The 20,595-nt window shown below is 70.9% G+C and carries 20 protein-coding genes; 13 read left to right on the forward strand and 7 right to left on the reverse strand.

The window, feature by feature from the left end:
- Window positions 1–7: 7 nt before the first annotated feature.
- Window positions 8–1,072, reverse strand: coding sequence for a hypothetical protein (locus AB0C59_RS14015; RefSeq protein ID WP_363004035.1), 1,065 nt, complete (start codon window positions 1,070–1,072; stop codon window positions 8–10).
- 370 nt (window positions 1,073–1,442) lie between these two features.
- A complete protein-coding gene (pepN, locus tag AB0C59_RS14020) occupies window positions 1,443–4,010 on the reverse strand; it encodes an aminopeptidase N (protein WP_363004037.1) in 2,568 nt (855 codons plus the stop codon).
- A gap of 152 nt (window positions 4,011–4,162) precedes the next feature.
- On the opposite strand from pepN, the gene AB0C59_RS14025 reads away from it, so the two are divergent.
- Complete coding sequence (locus tag AB0C59_RS14025; RefSeq protein ID WP_363004039.1) at window positions 4,163–4,825, forward strand: DsbA family protein; 663 nt, start codon at window positions 4,163–4,165, stop codon at window positions 4,823–4,825.
- A 56-nt stretch (window positions 4,826–4,881) separates the two neighbouring features.
- On the opposite strand, the gene AB0C59_RS14030 is transcribed toward AB0C59_RS14025, so the two are convergent.
- Window positions 4,882–6,279: an amino acid permease gene (locus tag AB0C59_RS14030; protein ID WP_363004041.1), complete on the reverse strand. Its 1,398-nt coding sequence runs from the start codon at window positions 6,277–6,279 to the stop codon at window positions 4,882–4,884.
- A gap of 382 nt (window positions 6,280–6,661) precedes the next feature.
- Between AB0C59_RS14030 and AB0C59_RS14035 the strand changes: the two genes are divergently transcribed.
- Window positions 6,662–7,249 carry a biotin transporter BioY gene (locus AB0C59_RS14035; RefSeq protein ID WP_363004043.1) on the forward strand — a complete coding sequence of 196 codons (588 nt, stop codon included), beginning with the start codon at window positions 6,662–6,664 and terminating at the stop codon, window positions 7,247–7,249.
- 83 nt (window positions 7,250–7,332) lie between these two features.
- On the opposite strand, the gene AB0C59_RS14040 is transcribed toward AB0C59_RS14035, so the two are convergent.
- Entirely contained in the window at window positions 7,333–8,817 is a 1,485-nt protein-coding gene (locus AB0C59_RS14040) for an amino acid permease (RefSeq protein ID WP_363004045.1), read from the reverse strand.
- Window positions 8,818–9,079: 262 nt separating this feature from the next.
- Between AB0C59_RS14040 and AB0C59_RS14045 the strand changes: the two genes are divergently transcribed.
- Both AB0C59_RS14045 and AB0C59_RS14050 read left to right on the forward strand, forming a co-directional pair.
- A complete protein-coding gene (locus AB0C59_RS14045) occupies window positions 9,080–9,565 on the forward strand; it encodes a ribose-5-phosphate isomerase (RefSeq protein ID WP_363004047.1) in 486 nt (161 codons plus the stop codon).
- A gap of 88 nt (window positions 9,566–9,653) precedes the next feature.
- A complete protein-coding gene (locus AB0C59_RS14050; protein WP_363004049.1) occupies window positions 9,654–10,481 on the forward strand; it encodes a DNA-formamidopyrimidine glycosylase family protein in 828 nt (275 codons plus the stop codon).
- Between the two features lie 142 nt (window positions 10,482–10,623).
- Here the strand turns inward: AB0C59_RS14050 and AB0C59_RS14055 are convergent, their stop codons facing one another.
- Window positions 10,624–11,853: a GNAT family N-acetyltransferase gene (locus tag AB0C59_RS14055; protein WP_363004051.1), complete on the reverse strand. Its 1,230-nt coding sequence runs from the start codon at window positions 11,851–11,853 to the stop codon at window positions 10,624–10,626.
- A 149-nt stretch (window positions 11,854–12,002) separates the two neighbouring features.
- Between AB0C59_RS14055 and AB0C59_RS14060 the strand changes: the two genes are divergently transcribed.
- The 8 genes from AB0C59_RS14060 (at window position 12,003) to AB0C59_RS14095 (ending at window position 17,676) form a co-directional block, all read left to right on the forward strand.
- Window positions 12,003–13,184, forward strand: a complete 1,182-nt coding sequence (locus AB0C59_RS14060; protein ID WP_363004053.1) for a PP2C family protein-serine/threonine phosphatase — start codon at window positions 12,003–12,005, stop codon at window positions 13,182–13,184.
- A 186-nt stretch (window positions 13,185–13,370) separates the two neighbouring features.
- The gene (locus tag AB0C59_RS14065; protein ID WP_363004163.1) at window positions 13,371–13,697 is read left to right on the forward strand and encodes a hypothetical protein; all 327 of its coding nucleotides are present in this window, start codon (window positions 13,371–13,373) and stop codon (window positions 13,695–13,697) included.
- Window positions 13,698–13,719: 22 nt separating this feature from the next.
- The gene (locus AB0C59_RS14070) at window positions 13,720–14,034 is read left to right on the forward strand and encodes a pore-forming ESAT-6 family protein (RefSeq protein ID WP_363004055.1); all 315 of its coding nucleotides are present in this window, start codon (window positions 13,720–13,722) and stop codon (window positions 14,032–14,034) included.
- A 21-nt stretch (window positions 14,035–14,055) separates the two neighbouring features.
- On the forward strand, window positions 14,056–14,421 hold the full coding sequence (locus AB0C59_RS14075; RefSeq protein WP_363004057.1) for a DUF6507 family protein: 366 nt from the start codon (window positions 14,056–14,058) through the stop codon (window positions 14,419–14,421).
- Window positions 14,418–16,241, forward strand: coding sequence for an ADP-ribosyltransferase (locus AB0C59_RS14080; RefSeq protein WP_363004059.1), 1,824 nt, complete (start codon window positions 14,418–14,420; stop codon window positions 16,239–16,241). Before AB0C59_RS14075 ends, AB0C59_RS14080 begins: the two co-directional genes overlap by 4 nt.
- Window positions 16,242–16,282: 41 nt before the next feature.
- Window positions 16,283–16,687: a hypothetical protein gene (locus AB0C59_RS14085; protein WP_363004061.1), complete on the forward strand. Its 405-nt coding sequence runs from the start codon at window positions 16,283–16,285 to the stop codon at window positions 16,685–16,687.
- 129 nt (window positions 16,688–16,816) lie between these two features.
- The gene (locus tag AB0C59_RS14090; RefSeq protein WP_363004063.1) at window positions 16,817–17,209 is read left to right on the forward strand and encodes a hypothetical protein; all 393 of its coding nucleotides are present in this window, start codon (window positions 16,817–16,819) and stop codon (window positions 17,207–17,209) included.
- 14 nt (window positions 17,210–17,223) lie between these two features.
- Window positions 17,224–17,676: an HD domain-containing protein gene (locus AB0C59_RS14095; protein WP_363004065.1), complete on the forward strand. Its 453-nt coding sequence runs from the start codon at window positions 17,224–17,226 to the stop codon at window positions 17,674–17,676.
- Window positions 17,677–17,724: 48 nt separating this feature from the next.
- On the opposite strand, the gene AB0C59_RS14100 is transcribed toward AB0C59_RS14095, so the two are convergent.
- Window positions 17,725–18,861 (reverse strand): acyltransferase family protein, encoded by a 1,137-nt coding sequence (locus AB0C59_RS14100; protein ID WP_363004067.1) that lies wholly within the window; start codon window positions 18,859–18,861, stop codon window positions 17,725–17,727.
- Between the two features lie 546 nt (window positions 18,862–19,407).
- On the opposite strand from AB0C59_RS14100, the gene AB0C59_RS14105 reads away from it, so the two are divergent.
- Entirely contained in the window at window positions 19,408–19,602 is a 195-nt protein-coding gene (locus AB0C59_RS14105) for a hypothetical protein (RefSeq protein ID WP_363004069.1), read from the forward strand.
- A 324-nt stretch (window positions 19,603–19,926) separates the two neighbouring features.
- Here the strand turns inward: AB0C59_RS14105 and AB0C59_RS14110 are convergent, their stop codons facing one another.
- Window positions 19,927–20,415, reverse strand: a complete 489-nt coding sequence (locus AB0C59_RS14110; RefSeq protein WP_363004071.1) for a hypothetical protein — start codon at window positions 20,413–20,415, stop codon at window positions 19,927–19,929.
- Window positions 20,416–20,595: the final 180 nt, after the last annotated feature.

Here is a 20,595-nt window from a genome sequence, read left to right on the forward strand (position 1 = left end):
CCCTGGCTCACCGGGGCAGCACCGCGACATGGGCGGCCGGCTCCCGGTGGGCCGCGGTCATCAGCGCCGTACGGATCACGGCCGCCTGCCGCCCGCTCGCGTCCCGCAGCATTCTCGGGGTGACCCGGACGACCGTGATCCCGAGCCGCTCCAGATGCTCCCGCTTGCGGTCGTACCGCTCCGACAACACGTCCTCCTCCGGTCGCAGACCGTGCCGCGGGCCGCGCGTGTCCACCTCCACGGCCACCGCCTGATCGGGCCAGTAGGCGTCCAGGCCGCCCAGGTAGGGGCCGCCGGGCAACCTCAGGTCCACGTTCCACAGGGGTTCGGGCAGGCCGTGCTCGCGCACCATCCGGTACAGCCGGTCCTCCGCGAGGGCCCGGCGCTCCGCCAGGATCGAGTCCACCGCGTCCACGACATGCGGGCGGCCCAGCAGCTTGGCCTGACTCAGCTCCCTGACGACGGCGGCCGGTTCGCAGTGCCCGCCGCGCACGGCCTCGGTCATCAGACAGCGCACGGCCGCCGCGTCGGTCAGGCTCGCCACCGCGTCCGTCAGGGCGCGCGCGACCGGGGCGACGGGCAGCCCCGTCACCCGGCGCGGGGCGGGCATCACCGGGGTGCGGATCACCCGCGCGCAGCCCGTGCTGCGCAGCCGGCGCAGCCGGGGGACCAGTACGTCGATCTTCTCCAGAGCCGTCAGCGGGGGAGTGCAGCCGAAGCCGTGCAGCGTCAGCGCGGCCAGCCCCGTGACCATCGCGTCCGGCCGGGCCGGCGAGGGGCGGGGGCCACCCGCGTCCGGCTGGGCCGGCACCCCGGGAGCGGGCGCGGCCAGGGGGGCGCGGGCCGCGTAGAGGAGTACCGCGTGCAGCCGCTCCTGCGCCGTCGGGGGGCCGGGGTGCAGCAGATACACACCCGGCAGAACCCGCTGCCAGGGCCCGCCGGGCCGAGCGCGCTCCTCGGCCTCGGCGGCGGTCACGCCGTGGGCGCGCAACTCGGCCGTGGTCAGCACCCGGCGCTGCGCCGTGGACAGGTGGCCGAGGGGGCGGGGGGAGAGCGGGGTCTCGTAGGTCATGCCCCGGGGTTTCCCGCGGCCGGTCCACCCGCTAACCGCTGTTACACGCCTGTCGTCAAACCTGGACAACACGGCCCTCAAGTACGGGCGTTCGAGTGCCGATGCAACCGTGTTGAGATGCGCGAACCCCCGGGTTACGGCCTCCGCCCCTCCTCTTTCGTAACGGCCACGCCCCCTCACCCGTCAACAGCACGCCCAGCTTTTGAGGGGCGCGGGGAACTGCGCAAAACCCGCCACGCACCCGCAGCCGACGACGAGCCTGCATCAAGGACAAGGGGCGCGGGGAACTGCGCAAATCCCCCCACGCACCCGCAGCCGACGACGAGCCCGCGTCAAAGGGGCGCGGGGAACTGCGCAAAAACCCCGCCCGCTACCCCGCGTCGCGGGCCTGCCCCCGCAACCCCCGGGCCAGATCGTCCCGAGCCTCCGCCACCAGCCTCCGCAACGCCGGCGCGGCCCCCGCGCGGGAGGCGAGCCACGCGTCCGCCTCCTCCAGCGTCCGGGAGGAGTCCTGGAGCGAGGGGAACAGCCCCCGCGCCACATCCATCCCGATCTGGATCGACCGCTCGGCCCACACCCGCTCGACGGCCGCGAAGTACTTCTCCGCGTACGGCGCCAGCAACTCCCGCTGGGACGCCTGCGCGAACCCCGAGATGGTCGCCTCCACGAGCGCGTTGGACAGGGCGTCCGACTCGACGACCTGCGCCCACGCCTGCGCCTTGACCGCGGCCGAGGGGCGGGCGGCCAGGCAGCGGACCTGGTGCCGCTTCCCGGACGCGGTGTCGTCGCGCTCCAGCTCCGCCGCGAGCACCGACTCGTCCGCGGCCCCGTGCGCGGCCAGCGGCTCCAGGAACGCCCACCGCAGCTCCTGGTCCACCTCGAGCCCGTCGATCTCCTCCGTACCCTCCAACAGCCCCCGCAGCAGACGCAGTTCGCCCTCCTCGGACGCCACGGAGGCGAGGAACCGCGCCCAGGTCAGCTGCTGCTGGCTGCCGGGCTCGGCCTGCCGCAGCTCGGCCAGCGCCCCCTCGGCCAGCAGCCGCCCGCCGGTCTCCCGCCAGCCCGGCGCCGCGTAGTGGGTGAGCGCCGAGTTCGCCCAGGTGTGCAGCATCTGCAGGACACCGATGTCGGACTCCCGGCCCGCGAACCGCAGCACCAGGCCGATGAAGTCGCGGGCCGGCAGCAGCGCGTCCCGGGTCATGTTCCACAGCGCCGACCAGCACAGCGCCCGCGCCAGGGGGTCGGTCATGTCGCCCAGGTGCTCCCCGAGCGTCGCGAGCGAGGTGGTGTCGAACCGGATCTTGCAGTACGTGAGGTCGTCGTCGTTGACCAGGACCAGCTCGGGCGCCCGCGCACCCGCCAGTTCGCCGATGACCGTCCGCGGACCGTCGACGTCCGCCTCCGCGCGCGCGTACCGCACGAGCGCGCCCCCCTCGGTGCGGTACAGGCCCACCGCCACCCGGTGCGGGCGCAGTTCGGGGTGGGACTCGGCGGCCTCCTGCAGCACGGACAGCTCCGCGACACGGCCGTCCTCGTCCAGCAGCACCTGCGGGGTGAGGGAGTTGACGCCCGCGGTCTGCAGCCAGGACCGCGCCCAGGCGCCCATGTCCCGGCCGCTGGTCTCCTCCAGCACCGACAGCAGGTCGGGGAGGCGCGTGTTGCCGTACGCGTTGCGCTTGAAGTACCGGCGGGCGCCTTCGAGGAACGCCTCCCGGCCCACGTACGCCACCAGCTGCTTGAGCACGGAGGCGCCCTTGGCGTAGGTGATGCCGTCGAAGTTGAGCTTGGCGTCCTCCAGGTCGCGGATGTCGGCCGTGACCGGGTGCGTGGACGGAAGCTGGTCGGCGCGGTACGCCCAGGCCTTGCGGTTGTTGGCGAAGGTGATCCAGCCGTTGGTGAAGCGGGTCGCCTCCACCATCGAGAACGAGCCCATGAAGTCCGCGAAGGACTCCTTGAGCCACAGGTCGTCCCACCACACCATGGTGACCAGGTCGCCGAACCACATGTGCGCCATCTCGTGCAGGATCACGTTGGCCCGGCGCTCGTACGACGCCTGCGTGACCTTGCCCCGGAAGATGTACTCCTCGCGGAAGGTCACCAGACCCGGGTTCTCCATCGCGCCGAGGTTGTACTCGGGCACGAACGCCTGGTCGTACTTGCCGAACGGGTACGGGTAGTCGAAGTGGTCGTGGAAGAAGTCCAGGCCCTGCTTGGTGACGAGGAAGACGTCGTCCGCGTCGAAGTGCCGTGCCAGGCCCTTGCGGCACATCGCGCCGAGCGGGATCTCCAGCGTCGTACCGTCGGCGAACGTGCGGGAGTAGCTGTCCGTGACGTAGTGGTACGGGCCCGCGACCACCGCCGTGATGTACGTCGAGATCGGCTTCGTCTCGGCGAAGCGCCACACCCCGTCGTCGTGCCGGCCGCCCGCGCCGTTGCCCCACACCGTCCAGCCCTCGGGGGCGCGCACCTCGAAGCGGAAGGGGGCCTTGAGGTCGGGCTGCTCGAAGTTCGCGAAGACGCGCCGGGAGTCGGCGGGCTCGTACTGCGTGTACAGGTACACCTCGCCGTCCTCCGGGTCGACGAAGCGGTGCATGCCCTCACCGGTCCGCGAGTAGGCGCACCGGGCGTCGACGGTCAGTTCGTTCTCGGCGGCCAGGTCCTCCAGCCGGATGCGGGTGCCGTCGAACACCTCGCCGGGGTCGAGGTCCTTGCCGTTGAGGCTGAGCGCGGTGACGGAGGGGGCGATCAGGTCGGCGAAGCTCTCGGCGCCGGGTTCGGCGCAGCGGAAGCGGATCGTGGTGACCGACCGGAAGGTGCGCGGGTCACCGTCCCCCTCGCCGACGGCGGACCGCAGGTCGAGGAACACCTCGTAGGCGTCGACCGACAGCAGGGCGGCCCGCTCCCGGGCCTCGTCGCGGGACAGGTTCTCACCGGGCACGGGGGACTCCCTCTGGAGGACGGTGTGGTCAGCGCCGATCCTGCCATGCGCGCCCGACCGGCAGGAGCCCGGCCGGGGGCGGCCGGCACGCCGGGGAATGAGGCGGCGGGACGGGATGTTGCCGGTTCAAAGACCCCCGTCCGAGGAGAGCCATGTCCGCCACCGCGCCGTCCGCCGGCAAGACGCCCGTCGACTTCTGGTTCGACCCCCTGTGCCCGTGGGCCTGGATGACCTCCCGGTGGGTCCTGGAGGTGGAGAAGGTCCGCGACATCGAGGTCCGCTGGCACCTGATGAGCCTCGCCGTGCTCAACGAGGACAAGCTGGACCAGCTGCCCGAGGAGTACCGGGAGATGCTCGCCACCAAGGCGTGGCAGCCGGTGCGGGTGGTGACCGCCGCCTGGCAGAAGCACGGCGACGACGTGCTCGGCCCCCTGTACACCGCGCTCGGCACCCGCTTCCACAACCAGGGCGAGGGCCCGACGCTGGAGGCGATCGCCGCCGCCCTCGAGGAGGTCGGCCTGCCCGCCGACCTGATCGACCACGCCGAGCGGGAGGACTTCGAGTTCGACGCCGAGCTGCGTGCCTCCCACAAGGAGGGCATCGAGAAGGTCGGCCAGGAGGTGGGCACGCCGGTGATCGCGGTCCCGGGCCCCGACGGCGGGCAGATCGCCTTCTTCGGACCCGTGGTCACCCCGGCGCCCCAGGGCGAGGACGCCGCGCGGCTGTGGGACGGCACGCTGGCGGTCGCCTCCGTCCCGGGCTTCTACGAGATCAAGCGCACCCGCACCGCGGGCCCCGACTTCAGCAACCTGTAGAGCGGAAAGTGCCCCCGCGTGTCGTACGCGGGGGCACTTCGACGGAGCGCGGGGCGTCAGCGCCCGGCGGCGCGCATCCGCTGCCTGGCATAGCCCACGACCGCCAGGACCAGCGTCATCGCCCCCGTCGAGTACAGCTGCACGCGGGTGTTCTGCTCCCGCGCCATCAGGACGAAGACGGCGGCCATCCCCGCCAGCGCGACCCAGGTCAGGTAGGGGAACGCCCACATCCGGACGACCAGCTTCTCGGGCTCCTCGCGTGCCAGCCGGCGGCGCAGCCGCAGCTGCGAGACCCCGATGAAGAACCAGACGACCAGGACCACCGCGCCGATCATGTTCAGCAGCCAGGGGAAGACGTCGTCGGGCCGCCAGTAGCTGAGGGCCACGCAGATGAACCCGCACACGCAGGAGGTGAGCACCGCGACCCGCGGCACGCCGCCGGACACCTTGGCCAGCGCCTTCGGCCCCTGGCCCCGCTGGACCAGGGAGTAGGCGATGCGCGAGGAGCCGTAGATGTTGGCGTTCATCGCCGAGAGCAGGGCGACCAGGATGACGACCTTCATCAGCTGTCCGGCGCCGGGGATGCCCAGATGGTCGAGGGTGGCGACGTAGGGCCCCTTGTCGGGGTCGACGAGGTCCTTGGAGTCCCACGGGATCAGCGTGACGATGACGACCATCGAGCCGATGTAGAAGAGGGCGATGCGCCACATCGCGGTGCGCACGGCGCTCGCGACCCCCTTGACCGGGTCCTCGGACTCGGCCGCCGCGATGGTGACCGTCTCCAGGCCGCCGTACGCGAACACCGACGCGAGCAGGCCGATGACGAGGCCCTGGCTGCCGTGGGGCAGGAAGTGGGTGAGGTGGGAGGCGCCGGGGGAGTCCGTGCCGGGCAGGACCCCGGTGATCGCCAGCAAGCCGAGCACCAGGAACAGGGTGATCGCGCCGACCTTCAGCGCCGCGAACCAGAACTCGAACTCGCCGAAGTTCTTCACCGCGGCCAGGTTCGCACCGCAGAACACCACCATGAACAGCGCCACCCACGCCCAGGTGGGCGTGCCCGGCAGCCAGCCGGCGACGATGTTCGCGGCGCCGATGCCCTCCAGGCCCACGGCCGTGCAGAGCAGCACCCAGAACGACCAGCCCGCCGTGAACCCGGCCCAGGGGCCCAGCGCGCGTTCGGCGTGCGCGGAGAACGAGCCGGAGGACGGATAGGCGGCGGACATCTCGCCGAGCATCCGCATCACGAGCATGACGAGCAGCCCGGAGACCGTGTAGGCGATCACGACGGACGGCCCGGCGGCGGCGATCGCGGCACCGGATCCCACGAACAGACCGGCGCCGATCACCCCGCCGAGGGCGATCATCGACAGGTGGCGCTGCTTGAGGCCGTGGGACAGGGAGGCGTCGTCCGGCCGGGCCGGAGTCGGCTTCGGTGTCTCTGCGGTGCTGGGCATGGGCGAGGCTCGTCCAGTCGGTGGAGGACAAAATCGCCCATAGTCTGGGCGGTCCGCATCCCGCCGCGAAGAGCCCGCCCAGCATCCGGACGCTCCGCGCACGGAACGTGTCGGCCTGGTCACTCGATCGCGGGCGGTCGGGGGAGTGGTCGGGGGAACGGTTGGTGGAACTCCACAGTCGCCGCACCCGGCGTCTCTGTACCGTCGGCCACGCCACCTCAGTGAGCGGCGTCACGCCGCACCGGGTGTGGGCCGCTTCTTTTGTGCACAGCCCACCAAGCCCTGGATCAAGCCTTTGTCGAGCGCTGACGGTGATCGCGGTGCGGTCGCCGGGATAGCGTCACGATGTCCCCACCGTCTTCAGCGCCGGAGTGAGAGCCCCATGAGCACCGCCACCGCCACCGCCACCACCCGTCCGGGCGAGGTCCTCGCGGACCTGCTCCCCGCGTCCCGCGTCCGTGACGCCGCCCTCGTGGTCGGCGGCGCCGCGCTCACCGGGCTCGCCGCGCAGCTCTCGGTCCACGTTCCGGGCACCCCGGTGCCGGTCACCGGTCAGACCTTCGCCGCGCTGCTCGTGGGCACGGCGCTGGGCGCCCGGCGCGGATTCCTCTCCCTCGCCCTGTACGCCCTGGCCGGTGCGGCCGGTGTCCCGTGGTTCGCCGGCGGTGCCTCGGGCGCGGCCGCCCCGTCCTTCGGCTACGTCCTCGGCATGCTGATCGCCTCCACCGTCGTGGGCGCCCTCGCCCGCCGCGGCGCCGACCGCTCCGTGGTGCGCACGGCCGGGGCGATGCTGCTGGGCGAGGCGGTCATCTACGCCGTCGGCGTCCCGTACCTGGCCTTCGCCACGGGGATGTCCGCGAGCGCCGCGATCGCGGCCGGGCTCACCCCGTTCCTGATCGGCGACGCACTGAAGGCGGCCCTGGCGATGGGCCTGCTGCCCGCGGCCTGGAAGCTCGTCGGCGGGAAGTGACGCCTCGGCGGCACCACGAGAGGGCGAGGGCCCCGCGGCATCATGCCGCGGGGCCCTCGCCCTGTCTCAGCTCCGGGTGACGCTCAGGCGCCGATCCCGGTGCGCGTCTGGTCCGCGTCCTCGGCGGCGGCGCTCACCGCGGTACGACGGCCGCCCAGCTTCTCCTTGACCACGGCGATGACGAGCACCACCGCGGCGACGAGGAGCGACAGCAGGACGGTCTCGCGTCCGTCGTGCTCCGTGTCGGTCAGCATGTAGCCGAGGACGAACACGATCACGGCCGCCGCGACCCAGGTCAGGTACGGGTAGAGCCACATCTTGACGACGAGCTTCTCCGGCGCCTCGCGCTGGATGATCTTCCGCATCCGCAGCTGCGAGAAGCAGATCACCAGCCAGACGAACAGGGCGACCGCACCGCTGGAGTTCACCAGGAAGAGGAAGACCGAGTCCGGGTACTTGTAGTTGAAGAAGACGGCCAGGAAGCCGAACAGGACGGAGACGGTGATCGCCGTCATCGGGACACCGCGGCTCGTCGTCCGGGTGAAGGCCTTCGGCGCGTCGCCCCGCTCACCGAGCGAGAAGGCCATGCGGGAGGCCGTGTAGAGCCCGGAGTTCAGGCAGGACAGCACGGACGTCAGCACGATGAACTTCATGATGTCGCCGGCGTGGGCGATGCCGAGGGAGTCCAGGGCGGCGACGTACGAGCCGTCCTTCTTGATCGCCGGGTCGTTCCACGGCACCAGGGAGACGACCACGAGGATCGAACCCAGGTAGAAGACGCCGATACGCCAGATGATGCTGTTGGTCGACTTGGTCACCGCGCGCTGCGGGTCCTCGGACTCGCCCGCCGCCAGCGTGGCGATCTCGCTGCCCATGAAGGAGAAGACCACCAGCAGCACACCGGTGAGGATGGTGCCCGGGCCGTGCGGCAGGAAGCCGCCGTGGCCGGTGAGGTTGCCGAAGCTCGCCTGGTCGCTGTGGACGCCGGGCAGCACACCGAAGATGGCGAGCAGGCCCACGACGATGAAGGCGCCGATGGCGACGACCTTGATACCGGCGAACCAGAACTCGAACTCGCCGTAGGAGCCCACGGACACCAGGTTGGTGGCGGTGAGCACGACCATGACGATCAGGGCCCAGGCCCACTGGGGCACGGCCGGGATCCAGCCGGCGAGGATTCCGGCGCCCGCGGTCGCCTCCACGGCGAGCACGACCACCCAGAAGAACCAGTACAGCCAGCCGATCGAGAATCCGGCCCAGCGGCCGAGCGCGCGGTCGGCGTGCGCGGAGAAGGACCCGGAGGTGGGGTTCGCGGCGGACATCTCACCCAGCATGCGCATCACCAGCACCACGAGCGTGCCGACGAGAGCGTAGGAGAGCAGGATGCCGGGGCCCGCGGTGGCGATTCCGGTGCTGGAACCGACGAACAGGCCGGCACCGATGACGCCGCCGATGGCGATCATCGTCAGATGACGGTTCTTGAGCCCGGCCTGGAGGCCGCCGCCAGGGTCCTGGGTGGTGCCGTGGACGGGACTGCCAGACTTTGTGGGGGTCGGCTGCGAGGTCATGAAAGGGATTTCCTTTGAGCCGGTGTGTACGGAATGTGGGGGACACCCGTACGTACGGACGCGTCCGGTCCCGTACGAGCGACAGGGAGGCTCGCACGAGCGGCGTACGAGTCGGTCCAGTGAATCCGAGGCATCCGGATTCAGGAACCTTTGAATCCGGATTGTTACTTGAGGTTTCCTTGAGGTTCTATAGCCTGGCTCACATTCCTGACCGGTAACACCCAGTGAGGCACCTCACTCGCGGGCGTGCCACACTCGGATCATGCGCGTGTATCTCGGCTCCGACCATGCCGGCTTCGAACTGAAGAACCACCTCGTCGAGTGGCTCAGGGCCGCCGGCCACGAGCCCGTCGACTGCGGGCCCCACATCTACGACGCCCAGGACGACTACCCTCCGTTCTGCCTCCGTGCCGCCGAGCGCACCGCGGCGGACGAGGGCGCCCTCGGCATCGTGATCGGCGGCTCCGGGAACGGCGAGCAGATCGCCGCGAACAAGGTGAAGGGGGTGCGGGCGGCCCTGGCCTGGAGCGAGGAGACGGCGTCCCTCGGGCGGCAGCACAACAACGCCAACGTCGTCGCCGTGGGCGCCCGCATGCACACGCAGGACGAGGCCACGAAGTTCGTGGAGACGTTCCTGAACACGCCGTTCTCCGGCGACGAGCGGCATGTGCGGCGGATCGACATGCTCAGCTCGTACGAGACCACCGGCGACCTCCCGCCCATCCCCCCGCACCACCCGCAGGGCTGAGCCCTCCGTGTGACGCCACCGGCTCCGCCCCCGCCACCGCGGGCGGAGCCCGTCGTCCGACGTTCGTCCACCAGGAGGTAGGGGCACCGTGCCGGAGGGGCACACGATTCACCGGCTGGCCGAGGACTACGCCGCCCGGTTCCGCGGCGGCGCCGTCGCCGTCAGCAGCCCCCAGGGCAAGTTCGCCGACGCCGCGGCCCTGCTCGACGGGGCCGTCCTGCGCACGGCCGACGCCCACGGCAAGCACCTCTTCCTCGGCTTCCGCGACAGCGACTGGGTGCACATCCACCTCGGGCTGTTCGGCAAGGTCGCCCTCGGCGACGCCCCCGCGCCCCCGCCCACCGACACGGTCCGGCTGCGCCTGGCGAACCCCCGCGCGTACGCCGACCTGCGCGGCCCCACCACCTGCGCGCTGATCACCGACGACGAGAAGGCGGCCCTGCACGGCAGGCTCGGCCCCGACCCGCTTCGCGGCGACGGGGACCCCGCCGCCGCGTACCGCAGGATCTCCCGGAGCCGCACCACCATCGCCGCCCTGCTCATGGACCAGAAGGTCATCGCGGGCGTCGGCAACGTCTACCGCGCCGAGGTCCTCTTCCGGCACGGCGTCGACCCCTACCGGCCCGGCAGGGACATCACCCCCGGCACCTGGGACGCGCTCTGGGCCGACCTCGTCGCTCTGATGCGCGAAGGCGTACGCCGCAACCGCATAGACACCGTCCGCCCCGAGCACACTCCCGAGGCGATGGGCCGCCCGCCGCGCGTGGACGACCACGGCGGAGAGGTGTACGTGTACCGCAGGGCCGACCTGCCCTGCCACATCTGTGGCGGCGAGATCCGCACCGCCGGTCTCGCCGCCCGCAACCTCTTCTGGTGCCCGACCTGTCAGCCGCCGACGAACACGGCGGCCGACTGACCGGCCCGGAACAGGCCCCCGAGTCCCGCCGGGCCCGACCACGGATCGCCTGCCGCGGCACTGGTGCCGCACCGGGCACCGCTCCTTGACGGCGAGCATCGCCTGCCGCGCCGTTCACGGGCGAGTGTCGCCTGCCGCGGTGCTAGAAGCCGTGGGGCGGGTACGGCGCCACCGGTGAGCCGAACGCCACCGACGCCTGGGCCAGGGCTCCCGGCCGCAGCTCCCGCACCCGCCCGGCCGCCGCCAACGAGGCCAGGGACACGCCCCCGAGATAGGCCGCCCCCAACTCCCTCGCGGACAGGGCGAGATCGGCGGCGTCGGTGGACCGCGCGCACGACGCTCCCTTGGCGTCGCCGACCAGCCGCAGGCGCCCCGCGTTCCAGGGGCAGAACTCGTCCTCGACCTCCAACACGACGTCCACGGGCGTCTGGTAGGTCCGCACCTCCAGCGCCGCGGGGACGTCTACCAGACGCACGTACAGCGAGTCCCGCACCCGCGTCCCGCACCGCCTGATGTCGGAGACCAGGTACTGCCAGGCGTCGTCGACCGGCCGCGCGCCGACGGACAGCGTCGTCATCAGGTCGATGCCGAACAGGAAGCGCCACAGCGCCGCGTCCGTCGACGGATCGAGCGCGAACAGGTCCGACAAGGAGATCGTGCCGTCGTGCCCGCCCGCGCCCCAGCCGAGCTTCGTACGGAACCGCGCGTACCCCGTGACCGCGCCCTCCCGCTCCGCGACCACGCACTGCAGCGCGGACGCCCCCTCCCGTTCACTCACCGGGTCCAGCAGCTGCTGCCGCTCCCAGCCCGGCTGCCGCGCGAGCATGCCGGGACGGGCGGGCACCAGCCGCGCGTACACGGTCTCGCACGCGTCCAGCACCTCGGCGGGATCCGCGTAGCGCAGCCGTACGCCGTCCGTACCGGCCGGAACGGACAGCTCGACGCGACTCGTGTCGATCTCCGCGCCGAGCTGGAAGGCCGCCGCGCCGTACCCGAACCGGGAGTAGATCGCCGGCTCCGAGGCGTGCAGCACCGCGATCGGCTCGCCCCAGGCGCGGACGTCGTCCAGCTGCCGTCGCATCATCGACCTCAGCACCCCGCGCCTGCGGTGGGTGGCCGCCACGCTCACCGCCGTGATGCCCGCGGCCGGGACCGAGAGGCCGCCGGGCACGGTGAGACGGAAACCGAACGCGCCGGCCGTGCCGACGCAGGACGCCCCGTCCCAGGCGCCCAGGGAGCGGTCGAACTCCGTGACATCCCGGTCGAACGCCCGCTCCTCGGGGGAAACGCCCATGCCGCCGAAGGCACGGACGAGATTGCCGTACCAGTCGTCCCACTCGTCCTGCCGCAGCACGCGCACCTCGGTCGTCATGCGGCATGCCTACCAGGACAATGCGGAACGAGCGAGCGGTTTTGTGTCCCGCGAGGGGGGGCGCGAACCCGCGCGGTCGGGCGCTCGGACGGGGGACAAGTGGCACCTCCCGTGCCAAGTGACAGGTCCGATGGATAGGGTCCCGAGCAATGGCAGCAGGACGAGGTCGCCGCGCGGCGGCCGAGACGTTCACGGCCCGGTTGAAGAAGCAGTGGCACCGGGCCCGCACCGGCCTGCGCAGATCCGCCGTGGACTACTTCCGCGGGGACGGCTCGGACTGGATCGCCCTGGCCGGCCTGCTGCTGATGATCCCGCTGATCGCGGCCGCCACCCTGTTCGACCCCGTGTGGTGCGCGCCCGCCCTGCTCATACTTCCGATCGTGGCGGGCGGTCTGCTGCTGCGGCCCGCCAGCCTGCTCGGCCTGTACGCCGCCGGGGCCACCGCGCTGATCGTCGAGGCCGTCAAGCTCGGCCCGTACACCGAGGGCCCCTCCAGGGTCACCCCGGGCGTCGTCCTCGTGGTCGCCGCCTGCGGGTTCTTCGGACTGCTGATCGCCCAGTTCCGCAGCCGGGTGGGGGTGCCGTGGCGGCGCGGCGGAACCATGCTCTTCGACCTGCGCGAACGCATCCGGGCACAGAGCAACCTGCCCCAGCTGCCGGCGGGCTGGCACCGCGAGATGTCGCTCAGACCGGCGGGCGGCCAGTCCTTCTCGGGGGATTTCGTGGTGGCCGCCCGGACGAACGGCGGCCGGACGCTGGAGGTCGTCCTGACGGACGTCTCGGGCAAGGGCATGGACGCGGGCTCCCGGGCCCTGCTGCTGTCCGGGGCGTTCGGCGGTCTGCTGGGCTCGCTGCCACCGCACGAGTTCCTGCCCGCGGCCAACGGCTACCTCCTGCGCCAGGACTGGGACGAGGGCTTCGCCACCTCCATCCACCTCGTCCTCGACCTTGAGTCGGGCGACTACGAGCTGTACACCGCGGGGCACCCGCCGGGCCTCCAGCTGAGCGCGGGCAGCGGCCGCTGGGAGGAGAAGGCCGCGGACGGGCCGCTCCTCGGCGTGTACGACGGAGCGCAGTTCGACCCGGTGAAGGGCTCCCTGCGGGCCGGTGACGTGCTGATGCTGTTCACCGACGGCCTGGTGGAGACGTCCGAACGGGACATCGTGGAGGGCATCGACCGCCTGACGGGCGAGGCCGACCGCTATGTCGCCGGCGGCTTCCACGGCGCGGCCTGGCATCTCATCGAGGCGGTCGCCAAGGACGTGAACGACGACCGGGCGCTGCTGCTGATCTCCCGCGACGGCCCGACGGCACAGGCCGCCACGCGCTGAGCCGCCCGCGCTGCGACCGGCGCCCCTGAACTCCCGTACGGCATGTACGACATGTCCCGAATTCCCGTCCGGGTCCCTCACACCTTCGTGGCGACGCTCCGGGCGTGCGTTGCGTGTGCAATCGCGACATTGGTAGAGATGTCCGCACATGCACATGCGCGTGGCGTGACGGACCGGGAGGTCGCGGTGAAGTTCGACATGGGGGCGCGGACCCTCGTGACACTGATCGGCGCGTCGCGCGGATCCTCTGCCGACCTGGGCGCCCTGGTGCGCCAACTCGCCGGGTCAGCGCAGCCGTTGGAAGGAAGGTTCAACGGCGCGGGGCGGGCGGCGTTCGACGCGTTCACGTCGCGGGCCGACGCCGTCGCCAGGGAGCTGGAGGCGTCCTTGGCGGCGATCGTGGGCGGCCAGTCGGGGATGGAGTCGGCGTTCGGCTCCGGGGACCAGGAGCAGGGCGACAACGCGAGGCGGCAGATGGCGGCGGCCGACTTCGACGGCGCGCGGTTCCGCTGAACCGCGGGAGGTGGCGGGTGTGATGGCGGGTTCGGGCACGGATCGCCGCTCGTACGACACGGAGGCGTCGGCTCAGGCGCAGGCCGGGATCCAGGCGGTGATCGCCCGCCTGGAAGAGGTCATGGCGCAGCGGGAGGCCCAGGTGCGGGAGGCGATGGCCGAGTTCACGGCGGACGGCGTGGCCGAGGAGTACCACGGCAGGGAACTGCGGTGGTCCCGGGCGTCGCAGGAGGTCAGGAACATCATCGCGCTGGTGAGAGCGACGTTGGAGGACGACGACGCGACGGCGCGGTCCACGATGGCGAAGGCGGGGGCGGCGGTCGACGGCATCGGCTGACGCCCGGACACGGGGTGTGTGGTGACCGGCTGGGATCTGACACCGCAGGGCATCGCGGGGGTGCTGAGTGCGGCGAGTGAGGCGGCGTCGCGTCTTGAGGGCCAGGCGAAGGCGTACGCGGACCATCTGACGGCGGCGGCGTCGAGCGCGGGCACGCTGTCTGCCGCCGCCGCACACGGGGACGGCGGCGAGGGAGGCGGGGGCGGCCTGGTGGCTCTGGCCCTGTCCCGGTACGCGGAGCACGCGACCACGGACCTGGTCTGGCTGGTGACACGGGCCGGCGCGTCGCTGCGGGGCGCGGCGGACGCGACCACGGCGTATCTGGAGGGCGACGAGGCGATGGCCGCGCGGACGCGCCGGACGGCGCGTCCGGAGCCGGGCCCGTGATCGACCCGGGGCGCATCCCCCGGTTCACGGGCGACCTGGCGCGGTTGGAGAAGGCCTGCGCCGCGCTGCGGACGGTGGCGTCGGACGTCCGCGCCACGGGCGCGGAGACGGACCGGAGGTTCCAGGGCCTGGCGGCGTACTACACGGCGCCGGAGGCGCGGCGGCTGTTCGCGACGACGAAGCCGGTGGTGGACCGCGCGGACGGTTTCGCGACGGGCCTGGAGACGGCCGCGGGCGCGCTGGCGGCGTACGCGGCCCAGGTCCAGCCGCTGATCGCGCGACTGGAACGGCTCAGGGCCGACGCGGCGGACTTCACGGCGTCGGTGCGGGGCGACGACGACTGGGAGCGCGACGGGGACAAGGTCGAGGCCCACAACCGGATCCGGGACGACGTCACGGCGACGGTGGCGGCGTTCTGGGCGGCGGAACGCGAGTGCCACAACAGGATCAGCGCCGTGTGGTGCGGGGTGCCGGTGGCGGCGGGCGCCGGGTACTCCGCGGCCGCCCTGGCGCACGCCCGGCTCCCCTGGGGCGACCCCGTGGAGCGGGAGACCCCCTGGTACGACGTCGGCCACTGGGCGAAGTCGTTCGTGTGGGACGGCATCGTCGTGGACGGGGTGTGGGGGACGCTCAAGGGCCTGGGCGAGCTGGCGGGCGCCGGCGGCTGGGACGCGATGGGCCAGGCGTGGAAGGGCCTGGCCGAACTGGCCACGGGCCTGGCGGTCACCTCCCTTCCGGGGACGGGAGCCCTGTTCTGGACGCTGCCGGACCGGAGCCTCCCCTCCTGGCTGCGGGAGTCGCGGGCCGCGACGAAGCGGACCGGGAAGGCGCTGGTCGCGTGGGACGAGTGGCGCGAGAACCCGGCGCGTGCCGCGGGGGCGGTGACGTTCAACGTGGTGACGACGGTGCTCACGGGCGGCGAGGGGGCGGGCCTCGCCGCGCGGGCGGCCAGGGCGGTCGACCCGATGACCTACGCCAGCAAGGCCGCGACAGCAGGCCTCACCAAACTGACCACCCTCACAAAAACCCTGAAACTCGCACCCTTCCCCCACCCACCAACGGCCCCCCGAGTCCCCCACCCCACAACACCCCCGGAAACCCACCTCCACCCGGAATTCCCTGATACGGGGCGTTGGGGGCAGGGGGGTGCGGATGGGGGGAGGTCGTTCCAGTATGTGCCGTCCATGTCGGAGAGGGCATTCTCTGGGCTGGCGACAGATGCCGAGAAGCATGCGGCTGCCACGGCTGAACTCGTGCACGGCACGAATCCTGCACCCAGCCTCAGCAACGGCGCAGGGCTTGAATACGGCAACGCGCACTGGGGCGAGTTTCTGGACGATCTCGAACCGGCATCGAGGAAATCGCTGGCCACCTACACTAGTAGCGCTTACGACGAGATCAACGGCCACCTCCGGTTCGGCACTGAAACTTCTCCGGAGACGTTGCATACGATCGCCGAGATGGACAAGGTCATGGGTGCGCGTCCCGTGCCCGAGGAGATCATGGTCGTCCGTGGCACTGGTATTGAACACCTCCAGCTGGACACGCCACTGGACATGCGGGGTGGTGTCTACGACGACAAGGCGTACACCTCCACGGCACTTGGTAAGACACCGCCGCCGCCGTTCGAGGGGAAGCCAGTGTGGATACACCTGCGGGTCCCGAAGGGTACCCCTGCTCTCTGGCTGGACCGCATCTCCGAGTTCCCCGGTGAGCGGGAGCTGCTCCTTGCTCGTGGCACTCAGTACAGAGTGACGAGAGTCTTCATGGACGAGGCTGGCAAGTGGCACGTCTACGGACAGGTATTGGCGAGACCGTAACCTCGCTGTGGATCATGCAGTGGTAAAGGAATGCGAACCGGATGAGTAGTGAACGACCGATCAACCCACGCTTTGAGGATGACATGTGGTTCAACCAGGTCTCCCCAGGGCCGCCGCGCTACAGGAGTCGGACTGAGAGGCCGGTGCACTATTTCACGGTGGTGGACAAGAAGGATGGTGTGGTCCTCGGATATGTCTGGGCTGCTGATGACGACGACGCCGCTGCGTGGGAACCGAGGGGGGATGTCGGGCCTCGTGCGCACATTGAGGGGGGTGTCTGGCATGCCATCTTGGAAGAGGCCAAAGAGCGAGGCACTCTTCCCTCCGTAGCCCTCTCCGAGCTGTACAGCGATCCAGATGCGGGGGGCAAAGGCCGAGTTCTGCCAGGCTCGTTCGCGGAGGCTGCCAACGCCGGTGTGGTCAAGGCGCTGGCGCGGGGTGACTGACCGGCGCGAGGTCCGGCGTGCGCGTGGTGGTCGCCTCCCTGGCACCCGAACCGAGTTGGAGCAGGCGCTCCTCGCGCGATAGAGATGTGCTCACCCCCCCCCGCGACGAGTCTCCGGAGAGTTCTGCTCATGACCACCCCGCAGTTCAACCCCTACGCCCACCCGCAACACCAAACGCAGCCGCAGCCACCGCAGTACAACCCCTACGCGGCGCAGCCCGGGGGGTACGCGGGGGCGTACGGCGGTCAGGTGTCCTGTCGGTTCTGCGGCACCGCCCCCGCCGCCGACGTCACCTTCCGCGCCCACCGAGGCCTGCTCGTCCTCATGACGTTCCGCAAGCTGGAAGGCCCCATGTGCCACTCCTGCGGGATGCAGGTCTACCGGAAGATGACCACCGAGACCCTGTGGCAGGGCTGGTGGAGCCCCGCCTCCCTCGTCGTGTTCACCCCGTTCACCCTCCTGTGGAACGTGATAGCCGCCGGCAAGGTGAAGAAGCTCCGCACGGCCGGCGCGGCCCGCTAGCGAGAGGAGTCGGCATGCAGTTCATGACAACCGCAGACGTGGAAGCCGTCGCGTGCGCCGCGCACGCCGCGCAGCGGGACAAGGCCGGACGGCCCTACACGGAGCATCTGCGGGCCGTGGCCGACGGCGTACGAGCCCGTGGCGGCGGTGACGAACTCGTCGCCGCCGCCTGGCTGCACGACGCGGTGGAGGACGGTGTCCTCAGCGAGGCCTGGCTGGAGGCGGCCGCCTTGTCTCAGGTCACCAAGGATGTCGTACGGGCGGTGACGAAGCACGAGGGCGAACCGCTACGGCAGTACGCGCGACGCATCCTCGCCACCCCGGGCGCCCGGCTCGTCAAAACCGCCGACCTCGCGCACAACGCCGACCCGCGCCGGCTGGCCGCGCTCGACGCCCCCACCGCCGAGCGGCTCACCCGCAAGTACGCCGCCATGCGGGAGTACCTCGGCCTCACCACCGAGGACTGACCAGCCCCCACCGGCCCAGGCCCAGGCAAGGGCAGGGGCCGAGCACCCCTACGCCCGTGCCTCCTGGCTCCGGCTTCCCTTGAAGGCCCAGTCCATCTCCGGTTCCACCACGAACCGCAGCGCCCGCCGCACCGGAGCGGTGCACAGCGCGGTCACCACGACGCCTGCGAGCAGCGTCACCAGCAGCACTCCCAGCCGGTTGTGCAGCCACGACACGTCGTACCAGCCCTCGTAGTCCGCGGTCTTGATGAAGAACGCGTGCAGCAGGTACGCGTACAGGGTCCCGGCGCCCAGCGACGTGAACCACGTCCTGCGGCCGGGCACCCAGGAGAAGAAGCAGGCGGTGAGCAGCAGCGAGCACCCCAGCATCGCGAGGGTCATGAGGGGCCCGCACCACCACGGCGCCCCCAACTCCTGCGCGCTGTCGCGGTGGTAGAACCAGGCCCCGTTCATCCGGGGCAGGGTCCACCACGCCACCGCGTAGGCGCCGGCGAACACCGGCACCGCCGCGATCCGCACCGCGCGCCGCCGCACCATCCGGAAGTGCTCGGGCTTCATCGACAGGCCGATGACGAAGTACGGCAGGAACTGCAGCACCCGCTGGAGGTCCAGGTCGTTGCCTATGTCGGGGGAGACGGACGCCAGCATCGCCACGGTGATCGACACCGGCACCGGGTAGCGCACCAGCTTCCACAGGGGAGCCGTCAGCCGCCAGATGAACAGCGCGATCAGGAACCACGTCAGGTACCAGGGGTCGAGCAGGCTGATCGGCATGTCGGGATCGTTGCCGAGGGCGCGCTCGAAGAGGACGAAGGCCGTCTCGAACACGACGTACGGCACGAGGACCCCGGTCACCAGCCGCTTCAGCCGGTCGGGGCGCATGTCGAAACTGCGCGAGAAGTAGCCGGAGATGATGATGAACGCCGGCATGTGGAAGGCGTAGACGAAGTTGTACCCCGCCTGGAGCGTGCGCCCCGGGTGCAGGGGTTCCCACGAGTGCCCCAGCGCCACCAGCACGATCGCCAGGTACTTGGCATTGTCGAAGAAGGCGTCACGCTGCTTGGCGGCAGGCCGCGGCTGCTCCGCGGGTCGCGGCTGGACGGCTTCGGGGGAGCGCGGACTCGGTATGGCCTGCGCCGTGGCCGTACCTGTTGCTCTTGCGGAGGACGAGTCGGCGTGGAACATCTGGGGAACCCTAGCGTCGGCGGTGCGTTTTCGTAAAACCCGCGATGTGAATACACCTTTGGCTTGCGTTTACCCCCGATCCGCGGAAGTCGGCGTCGCGAAAACGTGTGGTGTCACACACCTGCTGCCGAGCGATCCGCCCTCGCCGTACGGCTGTTGTGTCCGCATTCATCCCGACTAAACCGGGCATAACGCCCGCGGGCGACTCCGGTGGAATGTCCGACCTAAATGAATTGTCGAGACGTCTCGAATTACTTGCGAACGTGATGTGTGGGCATGGAAACGACCGCCGGTCGATGAAGGTCGGAGTGGGGGCCCGAAATTCCCCGCGGGACGCGGGGGTTGGCCGCCGCGGGCGGGGCGCCGCCGAGGTGTGGGCAACGCGGTCCGGGCGGCGCGGGTCCCGATCCGTGCGACGGGAGACGCCGACGATGCCTCATGGGCCGCATAGGACAGGCCTGTTGGTGGCACGATGGTTCCAGCGGGGGCGCGTGAGGGGATGCGCCCCGGGCCGGGAGAGCGGACCGACCGAGGGTGTGATCAGTTGTGGCCATTTCACTGTCTGTGGTGCTCTTGTTGGCGATCATCCTGGTGGTCATGATCCGAGGGGGGTCGATCAAGGCGGGGCCGGCGATCGTCGCGATCCTCTTCGGCTTCTTCCTCGCCTCTACCACGATGGCGCCGTCGATCAGCAAGTTCCTCAACTCGATAGCGGACACCATCAACTCGATCAGCTTCTGACGGGCCGCCCGGGTTCACACCGAGTCGCCGACCGACGCCGGAACGTTCCGGACGGCGGCGCCCGCCGGCCTGCCGGTCGCGGTCGGACCCGGTGGGAAAGCAATCGGGGCCGGGTGGAGGATCACTCCTCCACCCGGCCCCGAACCATGAAGAGCGGGCGACGGGAATCGAACCCGCGTAGCTAGTTTGGAAGATCGCGTACGCGGATTGGGGCTGAGCTGGCGAGACACTGACGTGCGGGTCTTCGGACTGCTTGCCGCTGTTCCCTTTTGGTCCCCGTCGCTCGCTGCTCGATCGGGCACGCGGGGGACACGAATGGCACGATCAGTACTGAGGCAGTGTTGCTGTGGCCTTCTTCCCGGCCTGGACCTGGGCGATCCGATCGGCGAACATCGTCGCTCCCTGCGTCAGCATCGGCTCGCTCTCACCGCCCTCTACGAAGGTGGTAGCGACCACCGTGCCGACGCGCATGGTGATGTACTCGCCCGTCAGTCCTCCGCCTTCCTTGGTGTAGGCCTGGCTCTCGTTCCCAAAGGTGGGCTTTGACAGAGGAGGATTGTCACCGACCTCGACCTTCAGCCCGTCCTTGGCGTCCTGCCTGCTGGTGTAGGTAGTGATCTCGAAATTGACGTAGTGCGCGTCGCCAGACAGAGCAAACTTGTCGTGGCCGTACCACTTGCCCTTGCACTCCTGCGGACTCGGACAGTTGAGATGCCCGTCCGCGGTGCCGACGTCCCCGCTCACGCCCTCAAGGCCGCCCATCGCCCCGATGTCCGGAAGCGCGTTCTTCACCTGGGCCTTCTGGCTCAGCACAGTGCTGGAGTCTGGCACGGCGGATGACTTCTCCGGCGATGGGCTGCTGGTCACACCGGCGTGTCCGCCGCCTTGCCCAGAGTCGTTGGTACCGCCGCCACTGCACGCTGTAAGAGTTGCGCACAGCACGCCGGCCACGACGGCCGCCGACAGCGTAAGACGTCGCGTCGTTTGATTCGT

The organism is Streptomyces sp. NPDC048664 (assembly GCF_040650555.1).
Classification (GTDB): domain Bacteria; phylum Actinomycetota; class Actinomycetes; order Streptomycetales; family Streptomycetaceae; genus Streptomyces.

Coding starts and splice junctions, on each gene's coding strand:
- AB0C59_RS14100 (WP_363004067.1), bottom strand. CDS start 18,861: ATGTTCCACGCCGACTCGTCCTCCGCAAGAGCAACAGGTACGGCCACG.
- AB0C59_RS14055 (WP_363004051.1), bottom strand. CDS start 11,853: ATGACGACCGAGGTGCGCGTGCTGCGGCAGGACGAGTGGGACGACTGG.
- AB0C59_RS14025 (WP_363004039.1), top strand. CDS start 4,163: ATGTCCGCCACCGCGCCGTCCGCCGGCAAGACGCCCGTCGACTTCTGG.
- AB0C59_RS14015 (WP_363004035.1), bottom strand. CDS start 1,072: ATGACCTACGAGACCCCGCTCTCCCCCCGCCCCCTCGGCCACCTGTCC.
- AB0C59_RS14070 (WP_363004055.1), top strand. CDS start 13,720: ATGGCGGGTTCGGGCACGGATCGCCGCTCGTACGACACGGAGGCGTCG.
- AB0C59_RS14085 (WP_363004061.1), top strand. CDS start 16,283: ATGAGTAGTGAACGACCGATCAACCCACGCTTTGAGGATGACATGTGG.
- AB0C59_RS14060 (WP_363004053.1), top strand. CDS start 12,003: ATGGCAGCAGGACGAGGTCGCCGCGCGGCGGCCGAGACGTTCACGGCC.
- AB0C59_RS14035 (WP_363004043.1), top strand. CDS start 6,662: ATGAGCACCGCCACCGCCACCGCCACCACCCGTCCGGGCGAGGTCCTC.
- AB0C59_RS14040 (WP_363004045.1), bottom strand. CDS start 8,817: ATGACCTCGCAGCCGACCCCCACAAAGTCTGGCAGTCCCGTCCACGGC.
- AB0C59_RS14090 (WP_363004063.1), top strand. CDS start 16,817: ATGACCACCCCGCAGTTCAACCCCTACGCCCACCCGCAACACCAAACG.
- AB0C59_RS14045 (WP_363004047.1), top strand. CDS start 9,080: ATGCGCGTGTATCTCGGCTCCGACCATGCCGGCTTCGAACTGAAGAAC.
- AB0C59_RS14095 (WP_363004065.1), top strand. CDS start 17,224: ATGCAGTTCATGACAACCGCAGACGTGGAAGCCGTCGCGTGCGCCGCG.
- AB0C59_RS14030 (WP_363004041.1), bottom strand. CDS start 6,279: ATGCCCAGCACCGCAGAGACACCGAAGCCGACTCCGGCCCGGCCGGAC.